Origin of the sequence: Glaciimonas sp. PAMC28666 (genome assembly GCF_016917355.1) — a bacterium.
Lineage (GTDB): Bacteria > Pseudomonadota > Gammaproteobacteria > Burkholderiales > Burkholderiaceae_D > Glaciimonas.
The window spans coordinates 4,430,077-4,446,614 of sequence record NZ_CP070304.1; the positions used below are offsets into that span (position 1 = coordinate 4,430,077).

Consider the following 16,538-nt stretch of genomic DNA (forward strand, 5'->3'; position numbering starts at 1 on the left):
GTTTGAGTATTTAATGGAAAAAATGCATAAAAATAATCTTGGAGAGTTGGTAAAAGGTGCACTTCTGTTTAGCGGTTGTGAGCCAGGTCTGATCAAAGATATGGATAATCACTCAACGGTGCAGATTCAATTGGAAAACATGCCTTCTATGTATGTCGGCTTGATCGATGACAAGACCGTGATCTGGAGCGATTTGTGTGAGTTCCACGAAAGCATCATCACCTACCATTCCGACAATCTGCTACGGGAAATTATGATCGGTTTCGTTTACAGCGAGAGTGGGCAATTATGCATTCGAGAGAGCAACGGACAGTTACAATTATGTGTGTACCTGTCGGACGTTTACCTGGAAAGTGCGGAATCGATGGCAGAAGCAATCAACGCGTTTTTTGAAAGTCAATCGCGCGTTACGGAGATTGTCAGACAATGACGGCGTTGCGCCTCCTGAACCATTATGTTCGAATCCAGCGGTTTTCGGGAACAATTATTGAAGCGCGGTTAAGTGATGTTTCTGTCGGTGAGGTCTGTGAAGTACGTCGGAACTGGCGAGAGACGGAAGTACTGACCCGTGCGCAGGTAGTCGGGTTTCGAGGGGATATCGCTCTTCTGAGTCTAATGGGAAATGCCAAAGGTATCTCGCGCGAATCAGTGTTGGCATCAACCGGTAGCGCGTTCACCGTGCTTCTCAATGATAGCGTGCTGGGCTCGGTGCTCGACGCATATGGCAATTGCGAGGTGCGTTTCTCAGAGCAAAAACTGCCATCACGACCAAATCAACGGTGCGCTCTGGAGGCAGCACCTCCTTCGCTGATGCAGCGCGCTCCTATTCAAAGAAGATTGAGCACTGGCATTGCTGTTATAGATGGGTTGATGACCTGCGGAATTGGGCAGCGAATGGGTATTTTCGCGCCAGCAGGTGCTGGGAAAACCACGTTGGTAAATATGCTTATCGGAAATGCATCAGCTGACGTATTCGTCATAGGGCTCATCGGCGAGCGCGGCAGAGAGGTGACAGAATTTGTCAATAATTTAAAACACTCGCCGCATGGGGCTCGATGTGTTGTGGTGTATGCGACGTCGGATTCGTCTTCCCTTGAGCGTCGTAATGCCGCACTTCTGGCCACCACGGTTGCCGAATATTTTCGCGAACATGGATCTCACGTAGTGCTGCTTCAGGATTCCCTGACGCGCTATGCGCGGGCATTGCGAGACGTGGCACTAAGCGCGGGGGAACCGCCGGCACGCCGAGGCTATCCTGCGTCCGTGTTTGAGTCTCTGCCGCGTTTGCTGGAACGCCCCGGGGTCACGCTGGCTGGAAGTATCACTGCCTTCTATACGATATTGTTAGAGAGCGAAGATGAGGCCGATCCAATCGCTGAAGAAATTCGATCAATACTGGACGGGCATATTTACCTCAGTCGAAAATTGGCGGCAAAAAATCATTATCCCGCCGTGGATGTGTCTCAAAGTTTAAGTCGAACGGCATCGCAGGTGTGTGATGTTGCCCAGTTACGTAGCGCAGCATCTATTCGGGGAAAGCTAAGTCGGATTGAGGAAATGCAGTTAATGCTGGATATGGGAGAGTACCGCCCTGGCGAAAGCCTTCAAAACGACCAGCTGTTACTTCAGAAGGAAGCGCTCTTCAGCTGGCTCTGCCAACCATCTGAGGAGTACCGCGATGGAACGATTTCGTTGGAGGCAATGCATGCACTTGCTCGGTAGATACCTGGCTTTTCAGCGGTGTAATGGTTTACGGCAACTTTCCCGTAAAAGTCGTTTGTCAGCGCTGCGCAATCGGTGCGCGCACGTTCAGGCCGAATGTGAACAATTAAAGGGACAGATTGAACTACAGCGACAGTTGATGACGAGCGAGACTGTTGCAGGGACCACAATCGACCGCCAACGACTATTCTCGTGGATGCGGAAGAACGCGGTTATTTTACGAAAAATTCAAGAATTGCAATTGGACTTAGTTAGTCGACAAACGCTCAGAGCAGAATGTGAGCAAAAATACGAATCGCAACGTTTGCTCTGCAACCAGCTCGAACTCAAGCATGAAAAGTATACAAATTTAATTCTCGTTGAGAGAAAAAAACAATGGATAAAATCTATTAATTTTGAAGATTCTGAAATCGAAGGTCAGCTGTTATGGACAAAATAGGGAATATTACTTTCATACACGCGGTGCAGTCCGATCTTGTTTTTTTGGGCGATGTTGATTGCTCATCCGAATTGAAATACGGTGACGAGCTAACACAAGATAAGCAGGAGGATGCGCTGCAATTATGCTTGACAGTTCAATATTTGATGCCATTGCAAGTGCCCGTTGCCATGAACGCTGGCAGAAATGTGGTTCATGGACAGCCCGCGCCGGTCGACGAATTTACGGTTAAACACCATGAAACAAGTTCTTGCGACAATCATGTCTCACAACGACCGCAAAGAAACATTCTTTCACGATCGATGCATTCGCAATCGTTGACGCAAACAATTACCTCACCCCTATCCACACCTCAATCCAGCACTGTGTCTCGGAATACAGGCGCATTCTTTGGCGCGAGAGAGAGCGAGTTCCGAGAAAACGAAGAAGCCGTAAAAAATAGAAGTCAACATTTTCCGGATGGGATTAGCAAATCGAGTCGACGCTCTCCGGTTGGGATTGACAGACTAAATAAATATTTTTTGGAAGGAATTGACAGGATGAGTCAACATTTTCCGGAGGCTATTAATAGCACCAGTATTTCGGAAGGCGTTGACAACCCGAGTAACCAGCTTCCGAAGAAAGTTGAAATTGAGAGTCCCCATTTGCTGAACGGCGATACAGCGGTGCACCATCGATTTAAAAGTGAACAGAAAGTGGTGTTAGTAACACCCAAAGTAACGATTTGTGAAAATGGCCATCGAGATAATAAAAAGCCGGAAGTAACTATTGGAAATGCAGAGTTAGCACTGCCGCTCAATATGGAAGCAAAAGATAAAGAGAATCGCATTGTTTTTGACTCGAAGAATGCAACCAATGAAGGTAGGGCCTCACTGCGTCGGCGGTTTATTTCGCCCCTAATTCAAAATACCCCCAGCGCGACGATTAAAGCGGAGGGTGAAAAACCCATGCATAGTGACATTGTCTATAGATTTAAATCGTGGGGTGATGAACATGCGGTTCATATCTCACGTCAGCCGAATCAAAGGATTTCACAAGTGTTGCTGCAACCAAGCAGCGATCTGGTTGAACAGCGTCTTCACGATCATGTTAGCAACCGCGACGGAACCTGGGTAGTACGCTCACGTCAGGACGAAGAAGGACGTGGCAGACACCGCCTCTGGCTCGATGGGGATGAGGAACTGTGAGATTAAAGTCGATTCGGGAGGTCTCACAGATAACTATCGATGCCCATAAGATCGCTGCGCATTGGGGTAGGTATGATCTCGAACTGGATTTCTCGCCCCCACCGGCTAGTGACATGTTGGTCAACATTATTGCCTACGCAAAAGAAAGTAATTGGTGTGGATTTGTTGATCTTGCCGACTGGCTCAATCATGCCGCTCCGCAGCTAGCGAAAGTCGGTCGGTGCGAACTTAACGGCCCGGAGCAAGTATTGCGACTCTTCAATGCCACCGATCAACCTTTGCATTTTGAACCGCCAGAGCTTAGTTATTTTCGGATTCAAGCAAGTGTCATCCAATCGCACGAAAAGACCCGGTGTCACGTTTCGATAAAAACTCCGCAAGCGCGGGTTTGGTTTGAGACGCTTCCTTTAGGTTCGAGTTTACGCGGCCGTACCTTACTGCCTCCTTTGCCAGGTATCCCCTTAAGGTTGGAGCTTTTGCTAGGCAGCAGTTACGTCAGCCGTTGGCTTCTGCGCGGAGTTGCTTGTGGCGACGTTTTGTTGATTGGTGACATCCGATTCGAATTACTTAGCGGTGGCGTGGTTCTCGCCCATTTTTCAATTAATGACTTAGGAGAAATTGCTTTGGAAGTAGTTAAGCAGCAAGAAAAAAAAGAATCACTTATACAGTCACAGGCATTAGATGAAATTCCTTTACGCATTGATTTTATATTACAGCGCAATACCTTAACCGTCGCCCAGCTTACCGGATTATATCGCGGACAGTTTTTGTCATTGGACCCTATGAGCGAAAAAAAAATAGAAATCAGCACGAATGGGGTAACGCTTGCCAAAGGTGAATTGGTAGAATTAAACGGTCAACTTGGTGTGGAGGTGACAGAAATATCTTCTAGAGTAAAAAATGTCAAATGACATTTCGCTCATCGGCGTTTTGGCATTTGCCACTCTCTTACCATTTTTGCTTGCAGCGGGAACGTGCTATTTGAAATTTTCGATTGTTTTCATCATGGTCCGCAATTCCATGGGTCTGCAGCAGGTTCCCTCCAATCTCGTTCTTAACGCCGTCGCGTTAATGATGTCCGTATTCGTGATGATTCCTGTCGTCGAATCAGTGTTTGAGTACCAGCGTAGCAGCCCGGTAAACTTTTCAAATCTAAAGTCCGTGGAGAATTTTGTTGACAATGGCTTGGACAGTTATCGTGGGTATTTAGAAAAATATAGCGATCCTGAACTCACCAACTTCTTTGAGAAAATTCAAGTCACACGCTCTGCAGGAAAAGATATTCCTTATATCGTTGGTGAGCATAAATCGTCGATTTTCTCTCTGTTGCCAGCGTATGCGCTGAGCGAGATAAAGGCGGCGTTCAAAATTGCTTTTTATTTATATTTGCCGTTTGTAGTCATTGATCTCGTGATATCCAGCATATTGTTGGCACTCGGAATGATGATGATGAGTCCCGTTGTGATTTCCGTACCGATTAAACTGATTTTGTTTGTGGCGCTTGATGGTTGGTCCATTTTAAGTCAAGGACTAATCATGCAATACATCGATTTGGGAACTCTCCAATGAACGATATTGCTTACGCCGGAAATAAAAGTCTTTATCTGGTTTTATTGTTGGTATTGTGGCCCGTCGCCGTAGCCACGGTGGTCGGTCTGATGGTGGGGTTGTTTCAAACCGTCACGCAATTGCAGGAACAAACCTTGCCCTTCGGTATAAAGTTACTTGCGGTGAGCTTATGTCTATTTTTGTTATCTGGCTGGTATGGTGAAGTAATGCTCAATTTTAGTCAGGAAATGATGCGATTGGCAATCGGCTAATGCTGTGAACGCTTCTCTCTTTTTTGATATTCATACCTGGATGTTGGGTGCCGTACTGGGCTATGCCAGATTGGCACCGGCTTTTTTTATTCTTCCTTTTTTCAATACGACCATTTTAACCGGCGCCGCGCGGAACGCGGTGATCATGATTATAGCAATGGGATTTTGGCCAGTTCCGATGGATGCGATGGCAAAAATAGAAACCTTCGCTTATATCGCAGCAATCGGACAAGAGCTACTTATTGGCTTGCTGATGGGATCGCTTCTGGCGTGGCCATTTTGGGTGTTCCACGCAGTTGGTAATTTTATCGATAATCAGCGCGGCGCCACCCTCAGCAGCACAATTGATCCATCGAATGGCGTAGATACCTCTGAATTAGCAAATTTTTTTAATATTTTCGCGGCTGCGATCTATTTACAAGGCGGCGGAATGTTGTTGTTCGCACAGACGTTTAGTCTAAGCTATGATTTATGTGATCCTCTTCAAGGATGTCATTTTTTCTTTCTCTCATTGATGCCCATTTTAGTTGACCTGATGACTAAGGCAATCGTGATTGCGAGTCCGGTTATCGCCGTTATGCTGTTATCTGAATTTACGTTGGGGTTGCTGTCGAGGTTTGCCCCGCAACTCAATGCATTCTCAGTTTCCCTCACCGTAAAGAGTTTCTTGGCAATACTGACCTTATTAATTTATTTTGGACCAGTATTTCCAGATGAGGTCATGCATCTGGCAATGAAATCAGATCAGCTATCGCAATGGTTTAACAGGAAATGACGGATGTCCGCAGCCAGTAAAACAGAGAAGCCGTCCGCGAAGAAAAAAAAGGATGCCGCCAAGCGAGGGCAGTCATTTAAAGCCCGTGATGTAGTGGTGGCCAGCCTCACCTTCTGTGGCGTTTTTTTTTGTGATTTGGCTTGGTTCAGTTGCCGAGATTGGTGCCGCTTTTGCGATGGTCGTCCGGCATGGATTTGAAGTAGATCTGCAGCTTTATGTCGCCGAGGTCCTGTTGTCTGGTCTAAAGGTGATTGTCCCGATTATTTTTTTGAGCGCCGCCGCAACCGCTATTCCATCACTCATGCAAAGCGGGCTCTCGTGGGCGGGTGGAGCAATGAAATTAAATTTCGGTGCACTCAATCCTATAAAAGGTTTAAAAAAAATATTTAGTTTGCGTACGCTGAAAGATTCAGTGAAAACCCTGCTTTATCTTTTTTGTTTCGGGCTTTCTGCCGTATTGACCTGGTGGTGGCACCGCGGTTTAATATTTTCGCAAATAAACGCTTCAATACCTGAAATCATCGATATTTGGGGGAGACTTATTATCAGCCTGGTCCTGGTCAGCATCGGATCCGCGTTGATAATAATTATTTTGGATACTTTGGTGGAGGTCTTTCTCTATTTGAAAGATTTGCGGATGGACAAGCAGGAAGTCAAGCGTGAAACCAAGGAACAAGATGGCGATCCACTGATAAAAACGTTACGTCGTCAAGCGCATATGGAGCTATTGTCGCTGCAGGAACAGGACGACATTCAGAATTCCAAACTTATTATCGCTAATCCCACCCACATCGCTATTGGTATCTACTTTAGGCCAGAAATCTCGCCTATTCCCTATATCTCGGTGCGTCAGCGCAATCAACGTGCCTTGGCGGTCCGAAAGTATGCTGAGAAAGTTGGGGTCCCGGTTATCGTCGACGTCGCTTTGGCCCGGCGTATCTACAACACGCATACGCTTTATTCAATGGTGGAAATGGATGTGATTTATCCGGTGGTTCACTTACTTCTGTGGCTTCAAGAAGTCGAACTAGCCGGTATGGAGCGCTCGGCTCCGCTAAATAAAGATGCCATGGGTGATGCTCCTGTTGAAGTCGTCCCCATGAATGAAGACCTAAATGGAATCAACATGGATGGAAGCTAAGGGAAGTTCTTTTGCGTCATGCTGGAATAATAGGAAAGCTTTTTGATCGGTTCTGAAATGCGCGTTTTTTTAATGTGATAGCAGAAGTTTTATCCAATACTGGTGCCATTGTTGGTGACGCTTAAGGAGCAAAAATGAGCCATCAATTCAAAGATTTTGACGAGGATAGCCTTGAGGTCATTCTTGAAGCGGTAGGCGAGGGAGCAACGCTAAAGGAAATACATGGAATTTCTGATGGGGAAATGGATGAGCTCTATGGTTTAGCTTATGACTTCTATCATCAGGGCAGATTAGATGAGGCCAAAAAATTCTTTCGATTTCTTTGCATTTACGACTTTTACTGTTCTGATTACTTGATGGGGCTAGCTGCAGTGTACCAGCTCAAAAAAGCGTATCAAAAGGCTGCTGATTTATATGCTGTTGCATTTGCGCAGGGCAATGGTGATTACCGGCCTATGCTTTACTCGGGGCAGTGTCAGCTTGCCATGGGGAAATCAGGTAAAGCGAGGCAGTGTTTCGGGGCCGTGATTAAACATTCAAAAGATGAATCGATTAGAAAAATTGCTGATGCGTATATCAAAGCTATCCAAAAAACAGGAGCAGGACCCTCCCAATAAAAAAAGTAGAATGTAGAATGAGCATGAAAATTAGCGGCACCGTAAGTCCCACTTTCAATCAATCTGAAAAGAATTTTGATTTTCTGGCAGACGTTGATCTCGCAAAAAAGGCAGCTCAGCTTACCAGGCTCTCGCCGGTTTTTTTGAAGGAAGCGCAGCGGGCAGCGAAGGAACTGGCGGGAATTGTGGTAAGTAGCGATGAACGCACAGGCCAGCCGTATCGCAATAACGTTAGTCGGCCGGAGCTTTCCGCGCCCAGAAGATTGCCGGAAAAGGCATCGGTTGATGAAAAAGGCGGCAGTACAAAAGTAGAAGTGCGCCTCGCTGCACTTATGGCAGCTCTGGAAAGGGGCAACGTCTCAAAGCTAGCTGCCAGCGCGCACGCATTTTTTTTACAGCAAGAAATGCGTAATTCTGCGAATAGAGAATTAGCGGAAAAATACGAAGCTGCATTGCTCGCGGTTGAGCAATCCACTATTGATCTGGTAGCAATCAGTGGGCAATTGGACGCAGTAATTGAGGCTATTGAAATACTTGAAAAGCAGCTGAGCGATGCGGAGTTGGCTCTGTCATCGGCGGAGGTCGGAACTCCAGAATACGATGCCGCTTTAGAGAAACGCGATGCATTGCAGGAGACCATCAGCGGCAAGCAAGTGCAGGTGGCCGATTTGAGAGTCGCGGCAATCTCGCTGGAGGCGACCGTTCTGGACAGGCAAGCGCAGGTGGCTGCTTTAGGGGCGCAGTGCGAACATGCAGGAATTAGCCTGCCTGAATCATTGCAAAAAAAAGACCAGACCAATATTGCACGGATGCTGTCGTTGATGACAAAGCTAGGCGAATTGATGCTAAAAACAGGAGAGGCGCGTGCCGAAGCCCAGCGCGCCCTCTTTAGAGTCCAAGAGGACATGCGAACCCAAAAAATGGTCGCGGAAGCCGAAAAATCTGAGCGGGAAATGGCTAAGGCTCAAGCACTCAATAAAGCGATGGGGTGTGTAGGAAAAATACTCGGCGCCGTAATAACGGCAGTTGCGGTAGTTGGAGCGGCATTTACGGGAGGTGCGAGCCTCGCCCTGGCGGGCATAGGGGTGGCGTTAATGGTGGCCGATGAAGTATACGGCGCAGTAACCGGTAAATCTTTTATGCAAGATGCAATGCAGCCACTAATGAAAGTCTTACAACCGGTGTTGCAATTTTTTATGGATAAGGTGTCTGCCATGCTTGAAGACTTGGGAGTCGATGCGCAGACTTCCAAGATGGTCAGCATGATCGTGGTATCTGTCGCCATTGCTGTAGCGGCCGTCGCGATTGCCGCCACAGGTGCAGGTAGCGCAGTCGCGAGTGCAATATCCAATATCACTAGCAAAATTGGGGCTGTAATGTCACGCGTGTTAGAGAAAGTAATCGCGAAACTAGTGCCAGCTGTTTTGAAGAAAGCAATTTCACAAGCGGCCAAACAGCTTTCAAGCGCAGCTTCTCGTTTGTTTGATGCGGCATCTCAGCGCTTGGGTATGTCGACTGATTTGGCGAGCAAGCAGATTTATGCGAATCGCATGATGATGCTCAGCTTTGGATTGAATTTTGAAAAGACAGTCATCACCAGCGGTTTGGACGTGGGGGCCGAAGTGGCTAATTTGAAGGTAGCTAAGGCGAATGCAAAAATTCAATTTGGTTCCAGAGAACTCGAATTGTTAAACGATATGATTGCCGCCTTAATGGAGCAGTTTCAAAATTCGTTCAATGTTTCTCAGAGATTTTCCACAGCCGCGAGCGATGCGCTTATGCACCATACAAGCACGGGTGTTGCCTTGGCACGCGCAATTAGGGGTGCTCACTCAGCTTAATTAAACCTCAATAAAAAGAGAAACAATGGAAATTCGCAGTCAACCTTCAGTTCTTTTCCAAAATACAACTAATGTTGGCCGTGGCGGAGTCACGAAGCCAGACGAAAAGTCAATGCCGGATTCGGTTTCGATGGCAACGTTAGTGGACCGCTTACCGCTGGAAAAAAGCTGTGCAATAGTGGATCGGTCTGCTTTAGAAAGTGCAATTATTCTAGCTTCGCCCGATAAGCGTAAAGAAATTATTTTACATTTGAACGAGTTGGGCAGGGCTAGTGTTGGCACTCCGCTTGGGGACTTGTTAAGTCGCAAGTTGCCGGAAGTGAGAAAGGAAGAGTCTCAAAGCGGCGGCGTTGAGCGTCTTTTAGAACTGTTATTTTCGTTGTTGATGATTCTCGGAAAAGCTAATACAGCCCGTAATGCTGCCGCCACAAAGTTCGGTGAAATCGCCGTAGAACAAGCGGCTTTGGCTGGAGCTAAGGTAGTAAGTGCTGCCGTGGCAAATTTGGGTGGCGCAGTGGTTGGTATGGCTTTAGGAACGGTGGCAGCGGGTGTCGGTTTCAAACAATTCGCTAAGGGAACCAGCGGTCAGATTCGGAATACATCACTAAATGGGCGAGAGGTGAGTCAACTACGTTCGCAAAACGCGGCTGTTAAGAACGCACTGAATCGCCCGGCGCCCCCGACAACAACAAGCCCGCAAAAAACCTTACAAACATTAGAAGCAAATGGAAAAACTCTGGAACTCCAAAAAAATTCGCCTACCTTGAGTACGGAGGAGCGTGCTGTCCTTAACCAAACCATAATTCGAACTGAAGCGAAGATTGCGGACAAAGAATTGGCATCGCAAATTAATTCACAAAAATTCGGGCGATCGCAGTTCGCCGGGCAAACCGTTGCCACGTTTGCGCAACCATTATCAGCGATCGGACAGGCATCAGCGAGCGTGCAAGCATCTCAACAGCAAGCGGCAAGCAAAATTGCGGACGCACAGGGGGCTATCGCATCGACTATTCAACGCAGTGAAGAGCAAGCCACCCAGCGTTCGGTCGATTTGATCGCAAGAGCTTTCTCGCAGATCATTGCGACGTCTGAGCAAAACCGTGCAACTGTGGAATCGTTGGGACGTGGCATAAAAGCTTAAGTCACAAATTTGACAAGCTGGGTATCTTTCACGTCGCCTATTTTGTTTATTTTTCAGTCTGTTTATTAATTGAAGCGGTATACATTCCGAGGGAAAGTCTTGATATGGAAATAAGTTCGCAACGACCATTTAACATCACTCCTTCAGCGATATTGAATTCCCAGATGGCCGATGTTTCCTCGGGCAACCATAATTTGACACCAGCCGCTGCAGACCCGAATTTATCGGGAGAACAAAAACGACTTTTGAAAAGCGCTGTGCAAATTACCAAGTTGCTGGAAGCGCAACGCGTAGCACACGATGACGTGCATCAAGCCGCGAAGAGCGTTTTGTCCGAAAAACTATTGCACCCGTCCGGACCTGGTAGCTTTCGTGGGGCGAGTACACAGAACCTTTCAAGCTTGCGTTCTGCGTTAGATGGTGCTTCGTTAACAGACCATTTGGTGAATCCTCAGATCGCGGCTTCCCAAGATGAGTTTTTACGTTCTTCGTTGTCAGAAAAGGGTAGCAATCTTCCGGAAATATGGAAGGAGTTGGCGGAGATGATCAGTAAATCTGAAACCGGTGAATTTTCCAACCTGGCCGCTGCAATGGATAAATATACACAACTTTATCAAGCGATGACTGATGTAGTTTCTTCACTTGAAAATTGTGTTCGCGCCGACGGTGACAGTCACATGAAGGTCGATTTTAGGAAAATTCAAATTGCGCTCCAAAGCATCCTGGATAAATACAATCCACCCACCAACGAGGTGGCGATCGCTGGGAAAACACCCAGCGGAGGCATGACACTGATTGAGGCCGATAAAATCTGCAAAAAGTTAGGATTAGATGCAAAGAACTGCCTCTACAAAAATAGAGATGGAACGTTCTGTGTTCTTCCTGATCGCTCTCAAATCGAAACGCAAATTGCCAATTTACCTAAAACCATAGGGGTTGCTCTTGATGATCATCAACTATCGATAGCAGCTTACAACGTTTGGAAAGGGGGATTTGACGCGCAGGTGAGTAGGTTGGAAGACGCGTTACAAAGCCGTGGAACAAAGTACAGTAACGGATATAGCAGTTTTGAAAATTTTCATAAAAAAATTAGCGCAATCATTCAGGACATGACAGACATGTTACGTTCTCTTCTTCAGTTTTAACCTTATAACGCTGGATGCTAAGTAAATGGAACTCCTGGCTTGCTAAGGAGCTCTGTATGGAGCACGACTAAAATTGTGCCAAACATAAAAAAGGATAAACGATGACAGGTCAGATCAGTGGAATATCCCCATTCGTCAACCCCAATCCACCGCGTTTTAATAGGCCTATAACTCCGTTTGAGGCAAAGGTCGTAAACGCGAGTTCAACTCCCGCACGATACGGTGTCCATTCCGGTGGAGAAAATATTCCCTCTACCCTTCAAATAAATCAAGTTGGGCTTCAGTATGCAGCGCAAGCAGCACAAGCGGCAGCCGCACCGGGTTTAGCTGCACTAGAAACGACGGTTGCCAGTCTTCAGGAAAGCAAGTTCAGAGACAAGCAAGCGCCAGATACTGCGCGTTTGATCGATAAAGCGGAGGCATCTGCGCTTCAGGCGATTTCATGCAGGGCGTCCAAACCAGAAAATTTTAATCAGATTTTTGCCAGCGGGTCCACCGCGGCGACAATGGAGGTTACAGACTTGGCGCTAGCGTTATCAATGTTGAAAAGTTATGGGGGCGCAGACGTTACTGATGACTACAACAGGCTGACGCGGGATCTCAGTGAGTTGGTGCTGGACGATAAACTAGGTGATAAATCAGGATTTTCGCATTGGGAGCCAAATAATTCTTACCAAAAAGTGCAGCAGCTCCGTATAAAAATAACTGAGAAACTCAACTCAATGGCGCGCCTGAATAAAACCGATTTATTCACTTCCGTTTTTAACGGCGAAGTTATGCCTGCCATCTGCCAGCAACTGGAAAATAAGTTAGGCCCACTACGTTTGGAAACCTGGGAAAAAGTGAACGAGGCAAAGGGAACAATTTCTGAGGCCGCTGCTAGCGCAGCTAAACGTGCATTGCTTTCGTATCAATCGGAAAATGGCAAGGAAACAAGATTTCATTCCATGATGAACCAGGTAAGAGTTGCCTATCATTGGGCGGAGCTGACGCGATCTGAAGCCGAAATTCCAGCAGAAACACCTACCGATGAAGCGGCAAAAGGACTTCCTGGCGCCCCCGTCGGTGTTACCTCCCCGAGTATCGGACCGGCCGATTTGAACGCTGCAGGTCCAGGCACAACGATTAACGTTAGCCCCCACATTAGCCTCACCGTCAATGGTGAGCAGAAGAATCTCGATGCATTAATAGAATCTCCGTTGATGGAGATCAATGAGACACTAAAACACGGCACCTCGTTGGGAGCCTCTGCTCCTGCACGTCCGTTATCGTTACACGCGAAAGTGGAAGACTATGATCCGGCATTTACCGCCGCAGAAGAGTTTCCAGAGCGGTACGACGATCCCTTTGATGGGAGAGCAGTGCGACCACGTTTGTCGATTTCACCAAAGTCGGCGAAGACAATACCGAAAACGATCCAAAACGAGACAGAAGGTCAAAGAGTCAGCCTTAAAAAGCGAGGCGTTTATACGGCGTTACAAATGCGAAACGACCAGCTATCAACAACGATGCGGCCTACTCTCGTTATTCCCGGTGGAGAGCCTATCAGAAATGGAAGACGAGAAAATTGAGGCAACTGATACAGTCTAGCTATTTGTGTAACGTTTGTTTTAAGTCGTTATCCTGTGATGATGGGATAGAGAACAAACTAAGAGGGCAGCTAACGGTAAGCTAAAGGCCAACTAACGGCCAACTAGCGGCGAGCTAAGGCACAAACATTACAGACAATCGAAAGGAAGATAGCTTGCTCGTCTCCGCAAACATGACGTCTTCGGCAATCGTGCGAAATATGCGCGAACAAGTAAAATCCTATCTCGTCGAATATTTTTTTGTCGGCAAAGAATTGACGGATGAAGTACTTCTAGTCGATGACCTCGGGGCTGATTCTCTGGATCTTTTACAGATTGTGTATACATTAAACGACATGTTTGGCGTCGAAATTAAAATCGATGACCTCTCGCGGATGTTATCTGTTGGTGGCGCCTGCAACGTTGTTTCTGAGCTTTGTCAAAAAAAGGTCAGGTACTATCTGACAAATGAAAAGGGACCGTAAACAGAGTGACAATAATCATAAGCCGGTATTTCACCCGCTCAATTTACATTTTTTCAACCTCGCACGCCCTCCTTGATTTTCTGATGAATTATTTTATACAGCGAAAGAATCCGGGGCCGAATGAAAGCCGATCTGGAAATCAACAGATCAATCTGAGACTCCGCAACGCCTTTCTATCTGCACGAAACAGTAGAACGGTTTAATAACCGATGCTTTTTTCATAGAGAGTCAGCCAATCGGAGCTAAGAATTCAACTCTAGAAGCGATGTGATCTTAAAGGTTGGCAAATGACAGCAAAGGCAATCTCAGAAACCGCAGAAATAGAATTGTCACGTCGCTTGCAGAAGATTTTTACGATGGTTTTTGGAATACTCTTATTGACGCTGTTATTGCTGGCCGGTTTTGGAGGGTGTATTTAGTTTTGTGTAAACGGTCATTTGGCATGACACTGCCACTATAAAGAAAAAAATGGCCTACATAAAACGCGGTGACCGGGTGAAGCCCCACCCTGAACTGGTCAAGCTGGCTGACAGCCTGCTTGCCAATTACAAGAAACCGGAAGACCTGATTGGCGAAAACGGTTTGCTCCAGCATCTTCCCAAGATGCTGGTGGAGCGTGCCCTGGAAGTCGAAATGACCGACCATCTGGGCCACGACAAGATCTGTTGACCGTAACCAATCGATAGGCTGGTGATTTTTTCGATTGACTCGGCACACTAACCCAGCAGTTGCATAATTCAAAAAAGAAGGCGTCTTCAATGGTTACTGATTCTTACCAGTCCCATCAATGAGAGGTATATTTCGTTCCGGTCTGATATCGAGACATGCATCTATTGCATAGACTGTTGTAAGTTGAAATCAGCGGACGTTCACTCACTGCGCGATGGAATTCATTGTAAATAATGAGCCCTTCGTAAGAGGGCTGTACGGCAAGTTTATGTGCGTGGAAGTGCGGGGAAGAATTCAGATTGGTCGGTTCGCATTCTTGCGGCCGAGGTAATTATCGGGCACCTGAGAAAAATGAAGAGAAGTCGATATGCCATCGAAGGTAAGTAGGGAAGAAACACCTGTGTTTGCTGTTCTGCGTTTTATGAACGGTCCACTGCTAGGATGTGAGTATGGCCTTGAGCCCGGGAAAACCTTATTTGTGGTCGGTTCGGTAGGGGATTTAATCGTCGGTGAGGTAATCCCGGAGTTTCCAGAGAATACCGTGGTAGTGCCTATGCCCCAGGGCGGCATAAATTTCGAAGTCATCATCGATAGTGGCGCCGCAGACGGCTTTTTATTGCGAGTGCTTACCGATGCACCGGAAGATCGGTGCCACCTTTTTCAGGATAGCTGTACCGCTGGTGATACGCGATTTTTGGTGCGGCGCCGAGATGACGATTGGCGTGTTTCCCTTATTGAATCTCAAGCACCTCTTGCTATCAAAGTTGATAAAAAGGTGTCATCTCTGGCATTTATCTATTGGTTGTCAGGGCTAGCCGCATTATTTTCATTGGTGTTCGCTAGTACCGCCATATGGAAATCTTCTAAAGGCGACGTACTAAGCACGCGAGTGAGCGCCGCAATTGCTGGATCAATTGGTAAGTATCAAATTCTAAGAGGGCACGATGATGTCGAGTATGTTTTCGCCGGTAGCGAAAGAGATATGGCGTGGGGAAGGCAGGCATTAATTCGTGCAGATTTGTATAGCAGGGTTACGGTTTCAACTTTGCGCCGTGAGGAATCTCGGATCGTCGATCTTTTGCGAGTCACGTATCCTACACTTGCTTTTCATCGATTGAGAATGGAAGAATTAACGCAGCCTATATTAATGCTAAGTCAGAATCGGACCATATTGACTAACGAAGCACGTGGTGTGCTTATTGAACAAATCAAGCGTTGGATGCCTTATGCCGAAACAGTCGTTCTGGATAACTGGGATGACACAACGCTAGAGCAACAGGCAGGATCGGGACTGGATCGACTTGGAATTTCTTATTCGCGTGCGCGCGACAACAGTCGCATCACGTTTGTAGCTCAAGGTGAATTAACTGATGTCGATCTGCTAAATTTGCAAAAATACACAAAAGCCTTTTATCGAGACTTTGGTTCGGAGTATGTGCACTTTACCGTCGAACTAAAGGACGAATTGCTAAAGAACAAGTCATTTAAGTATGGCCGTAATGGATATGTAAAAGTGACACCCAAACACTGGTTCTTTCCTAATGGATAGAGCCAATAGCTGTTAACTTTCCATAACGTTCTCGTCAACGAAACCAGGCCTGGGCATCCGTTTAGCTTGATGTCTGGTCGCTATTTAGCTGACCACCTCCTCGTAGATTTTCGTCGATACGTCTGCCGGGATAATTTATCGTTCACAAAAAAATTTAATAGAAAAGGAAAAAACATGGCAGCTTATCCGGGTACTGGACTCATGGTCACCACCGCAAAGGCTTTCGAAGCGGGAGGCGAAACCTTGTTTGAGCGAGAAATCGAAGTACGTAAGTTACTCGCCGAGGGCGGTAGTTCCAACCCGACGACCCTTGCTGAATATCAGGCGATCATTTCTGAGATCAGCATTCTGCGGAATGCGCAGTCCTCTACGGTGAAGGCATTTAAGGATACGGATGCGACGATTATTGCCAATTTCCGCTAACCTTGTGAAATTTTAA

18 protein-coding genes and 1 pseudogene are annotated in these 16,538 nt (G+C 46.8%); all 19 read left to right on the forward strand.

The window, feature by feature from the left end; genetic code table 11:
- Window positions 1-22: 22 nt before the first annotated feature.
- The 19 genes and pseudogenes from JQN73_RS18830 (at window position 23) to JQN73_RS22710 (ending at window position 16,522) form a co-directional block, all read left to right on the forward strand.
- Complete coding sequence (locus JQN73_RS18830; RefSeq protein WP_205320480.1) at window positions 23-430, forward strand: hypothetical protein; 408 nt, start codon at window positions 23-25, stop codon at window positions 428-430.
- Entirely contained in the window at window positions 427-1,722 is a 1,296-nt protein-coding gene (gene sctN, locus JQN73_RS18835; RefSeq protein WP_205320481.1) for a type III secretion system ATPase SctN, read from the forward strand. Before JQN73_RS18830 ends, sctN begins: the two co-directional genes overlap by 4 nt.
- The gene (locus JQN73_RS18840; protein WP_205320482.1) at window positions 1,706-2,161 is read left to right on the forward strand and encodes a hypothetical protein; all 456 of its coding nucleotides are present in this window, start codon (window positions 1,706-1,708) and stop codon (window positions 2,159-2,161) included. The genes sctN and JQN73_RS18840 overlap by 17 nt, the downstream gene beginning before the upstream one ends.
- Window positions 2,149-3,348: a type III secretion system needle length determinant, SpaN/EivJ family gene (locus JQN73_RS18845; protein WP_205320483.1), complete on the forward strand. Its 1,200-nt coding sequence runs from the start codon at window positions 2,149-2,151 to the stop codon at window positions 3,346-3,348. Before JQN73_RS18840 ends, JQN73_RS18845 begins: the two co-directional genes overlap by 13 nt.
- A gap of 113 nt (window positions 3,349-3,461) precedes the next feature.
- Window positions 3,462-4,259, forward strand: a complete 798-nt coding sequence (locus JQN73_RS18850) for a FliM/FliN family flagellar motor switch protein (RefSeq protein ID WP_205320484.1) — start codon at window positions 3,462-3,464, stop codon at window positions 4,257-4,259.
- Complete coding sequence (locus JQN73_RS18855) at window positions 4,249-4,917, forward strand: EscR/YscR/HrcR family type III secretion system export apparatus protein (RefSeq protein WP_205320485.1); 669 nt, start codon at window positions 4,249-4,251, stop codon at window positions 4,915-4,917. Before JQN73_RS18850 ends, JQN73_RS18855 begins: the two co-directional genes overlap by 11 nt.
- Window positions 4,914-5,168: an EscS/YscS/HrcS family type III secretion system export apparatus protein gene (locus JQN73_RS18860; RefSeq protein ID WP_205320486.1), complete on the forward strand. Its 255-nt coding sequence runs from the start codon at window positions 4,914-4,916 to the stop codon at window positions 5,166-5,168. Before JQN73_RS18855 ends, JQN73_RS18860 begins: the two co-directional genes overlap by 4 nt.
- Before the next feature lie 4 nt (window positions 5,169-5,172).
- Window positions 5,173-5,943 (forward strand): type III secretion system export apparatus subunit SctT, encoded by a 771-nt coding sequence (gene sctT, locus JQN73_RS18865; protein WP_205320487.1) that lies wholly within the window; start codon window positions 5,173-5,175, stop codon window positions 5,941-5,943.
- A gap of 3 nt (window positions 5,944-5,946) precedes the next feature.
- The gene (locus tag JQN73_RS22860) at window positions 5,947-6,141 is read left to right on the forward strand and encodes an EscU/YscU/HrcU family type III secretion system export apparatus switch protein (protein ID WP_205320488.1); all 195 of its coding nucleotides are present in this window, start codon (window positions 5,947-5,949) and stop codon (window positions 6,139-6,141) included.
- A complete protein-coding gene (locus JQN73_RS18875; protein ID WP_255542193.1) occupies window positions 6,059-7,084 on the forward strand; it encodes an EscU/YscU/HrcU family type III secretion system export apparatus switch protein in 1,026 nt (341 codons plus the stop codon). Before JQN73_RS22860 ends, JQN73_RS18875 begins: the two co-directional genes overlap by 83 nt.
- A 134-nt stretch (window positions 7,085-7,218) precedes the next feature.
- Complete coding sequence (gene sicA, locus JQN73_RS18880) at window positions 7,219-7,701, forward strand: type III secretion system translocator chaperone SicA (RefSeq protein ID WP_205320490.1); 483 nt, start codon at window positions 7,219-7,221, stop codon at window positions 7,699-7,701.
- A 263-nt stretch (window positions 7,702-7,964) separates the two neighbouring features.
- Window positions 7,965-9,542 carry a type III secretion system translocon subunit SctE gene (gene sctE, locus JQN73_RS18885; protein WP_205320491.1) on the forward strand — a complete coding sequence of 526 codons (1,578 nt, stop codon included), beginning with the start codon at window positions 7,965-7,967 and terminating at the stop codon, window positions 9,540-9,542.
- 25 nt (window positions 9,543-9,567) lie between these two features.
- Window positions 9,568-10,683 (forward strand): IpaC/SipC family type III secretion system effector, encoded by a 1,116-nt coding sequence (locus tag JQN73_RS18890; protein WP_205320492.1) that lies wholly within the window; start codon window positions 9,568-9,570, stop codon window positions 10,681-10,683.
- 104 nt (window positions 10,684-10,787) lie between these two features.
- Entirely contained in the window at window positions 10,788-11,828 is a 1,041-nt protein-coding gene (locus JQN73_RS18895; protein WP_205320493.1) for an IpaD/SipD/SspD family type III secretion system needle tip protein, read from the forward strand.
- A gap of 101 nt (window positions 11,829-11,929) precedes the next feature.
- A complete protein-coding gene (locus JQN73_RS18900; protein ID WP_205320494.1) occupies window positions 11,930-13,399 on the forward strand; it encodes a hypothetical protein in 1,470 nt (489 codons plus the stop codon).
- Between the two features lie 218 nt (window positions 13,400-13,617).
- Complete coding sequence (locus tag JQN73_RS18905) at window positions 13,618-13,881, forward strand: acyl carrier protein (protein ID WP_205320495.1); 264 nt, start codon at window positions 13,618-13,620, stop codon at window positions 13,879-13,881.
- Window positions 13,882-14,349: 468 nt separating this feature from the next.
- Window positions 14,350-14,541: pseudogene (locus tag JQN73_RS18910) on the forward strand (IS256 family transposase); the annotation flags it as partial.
- Between the two features lie 376 nt (window positions 14,542-14,917).
- Window positions 14,918-16,099: a PrgH/EprH family type III secretion apparatus protein gene (locus JQN73_RS18915; protein WP_205320496.1), complete on the forward strand. Its 1,182-nt coding sequence runs from the start codon at window positions 14,918-14,920 to the stop codon at window positions 16,097-16,099.
- Window positions 16,100-16,273: 174 nt separating this feature from the next.
- Window positions 16,274-16,522, forward strand: coding sequence for an EscF/YscF/HrpA family type III secretion system needle major subunit (locus tag JQN73_RS22710; protein ID WP_304607792.1), 249 nt, complete (start codon window positions 16,274-16,276; stop codon window positions 16,520-16,522).
- Window positions 16,523-16,538 lie beyond the last annotated feature (16 nt).

What these genes read in the sequence shown, in the direction of transcription:
- JQN73_RS22860 (WP_205320488.1), top strand. Translation starts at nt 5,947, where the DNA reads ATGTCCGCAGCCAGTAAAACAGAGAAGCCGTCCGCGAAGAAAAAAAAG.
- JQN73_RS18850 (WP_205320484.1), top strand. Translation starts at nt 3,462, where the DNA reads ATGTTGGTCAACATTATTGCCTACGCAAAAGAAAGTAATTGGTGTGGA.
- JQN73_RS18915 (WP_205320496.1), top strand. Translation starts at nt 14,918, where the DNA reads ATGCCATCGAAGGTAAGTAGGGAAGAAACACCTGTGTTTGCTGTTCTG.
- sctN (WP_205320481.1), top strand. Translation starts at nt 427, where the DNA reads ATGACGGCGTTGCGCCTCCTGAACCATTATGTTCGAATCCAGCGGTTT.
- JQN73_RS18860 (WP_205320486.1), top strand. Translation starts at nt 4,914, where the DNA reads ATGAACGATATTGCTTACGCCGGAAATAAAAGTCTTTATCTGGTTTTA.
- JQN73_RS18855 (WP_205320485.1), top strand. Translation starts at nt 4,249, where the DNA reads ATGTCAAATGACATTTCGCTCATCGGCGTTTTGGCATTTGCCACTCTC.
- JQN73_RS18905 (WP_205320495.1), top strand. Translation starts at nt 13,618, where the DNA reads ATGCGCGAACAAGTAAAATCCTATCTCGTCGAATATTTTTTTGTCGGC.
- JQN73_RS18845 (WP_205320483.1), top strand. Translation starts at nt 2,149, where the DNA reads ATGGACAAAATAGGGAATATTACTTTCATACACGCGGTGCAGTCCGAT.
- JQN73_RS18840 (WP_205320482.1), top strand. Translation starts at nt 1,706, where the DNA reads ATGCACTTGCTCGGTAGATACCTGGCTTTTCAGCGGTGTAATGGTTTA.
- JQN73_RS18895 (WP_205320493.1), top strand. Translation starts at nt 10,788, where the DNA reads ATGGAAATAAGTTCGCAACGACCATTTAACATCACTCCTTCAGCGATA.
- JQN73_RS22710 (WP_304607792.1), top strand. Translation starts at nt 16,274, where the DNA reads ATGGCAGCTTATCCGGGTACTGGACTCATGGTCACCACCGCAAAGGCT.
- JQN73_RS18830 (WP_205320480.1), top strand. Translation starts at nt 23, where the DNA reads ATGCATAAAAATAATCTTGGAGAGTTGGTAAAAGGTGCACTTCTGTTT.
- sicA (WP_205320490.1), top strand. Translation starts at nt 7,219, where the DNA reads ATGAGCCATCAATTCAAAGATTTTGACGAGGATAGCCTTGAGGTCATT.
- JQN73_RS18890 (WP_205320492.1), top strand. Translation starts at nt 9,568, where the DNA reads ATGGAAATTCGCAGTCAACCTTCAGTTCTTTTCCAAAATACAACTAAT.
- JQN73_RS18900 (WP_205320494.1), top strand. Translation starts at nt 11,930, where the DNA reads ATGACAGGTCAGATCAGTGGAATATCCCCATTCGTCAACCCCAATCCA.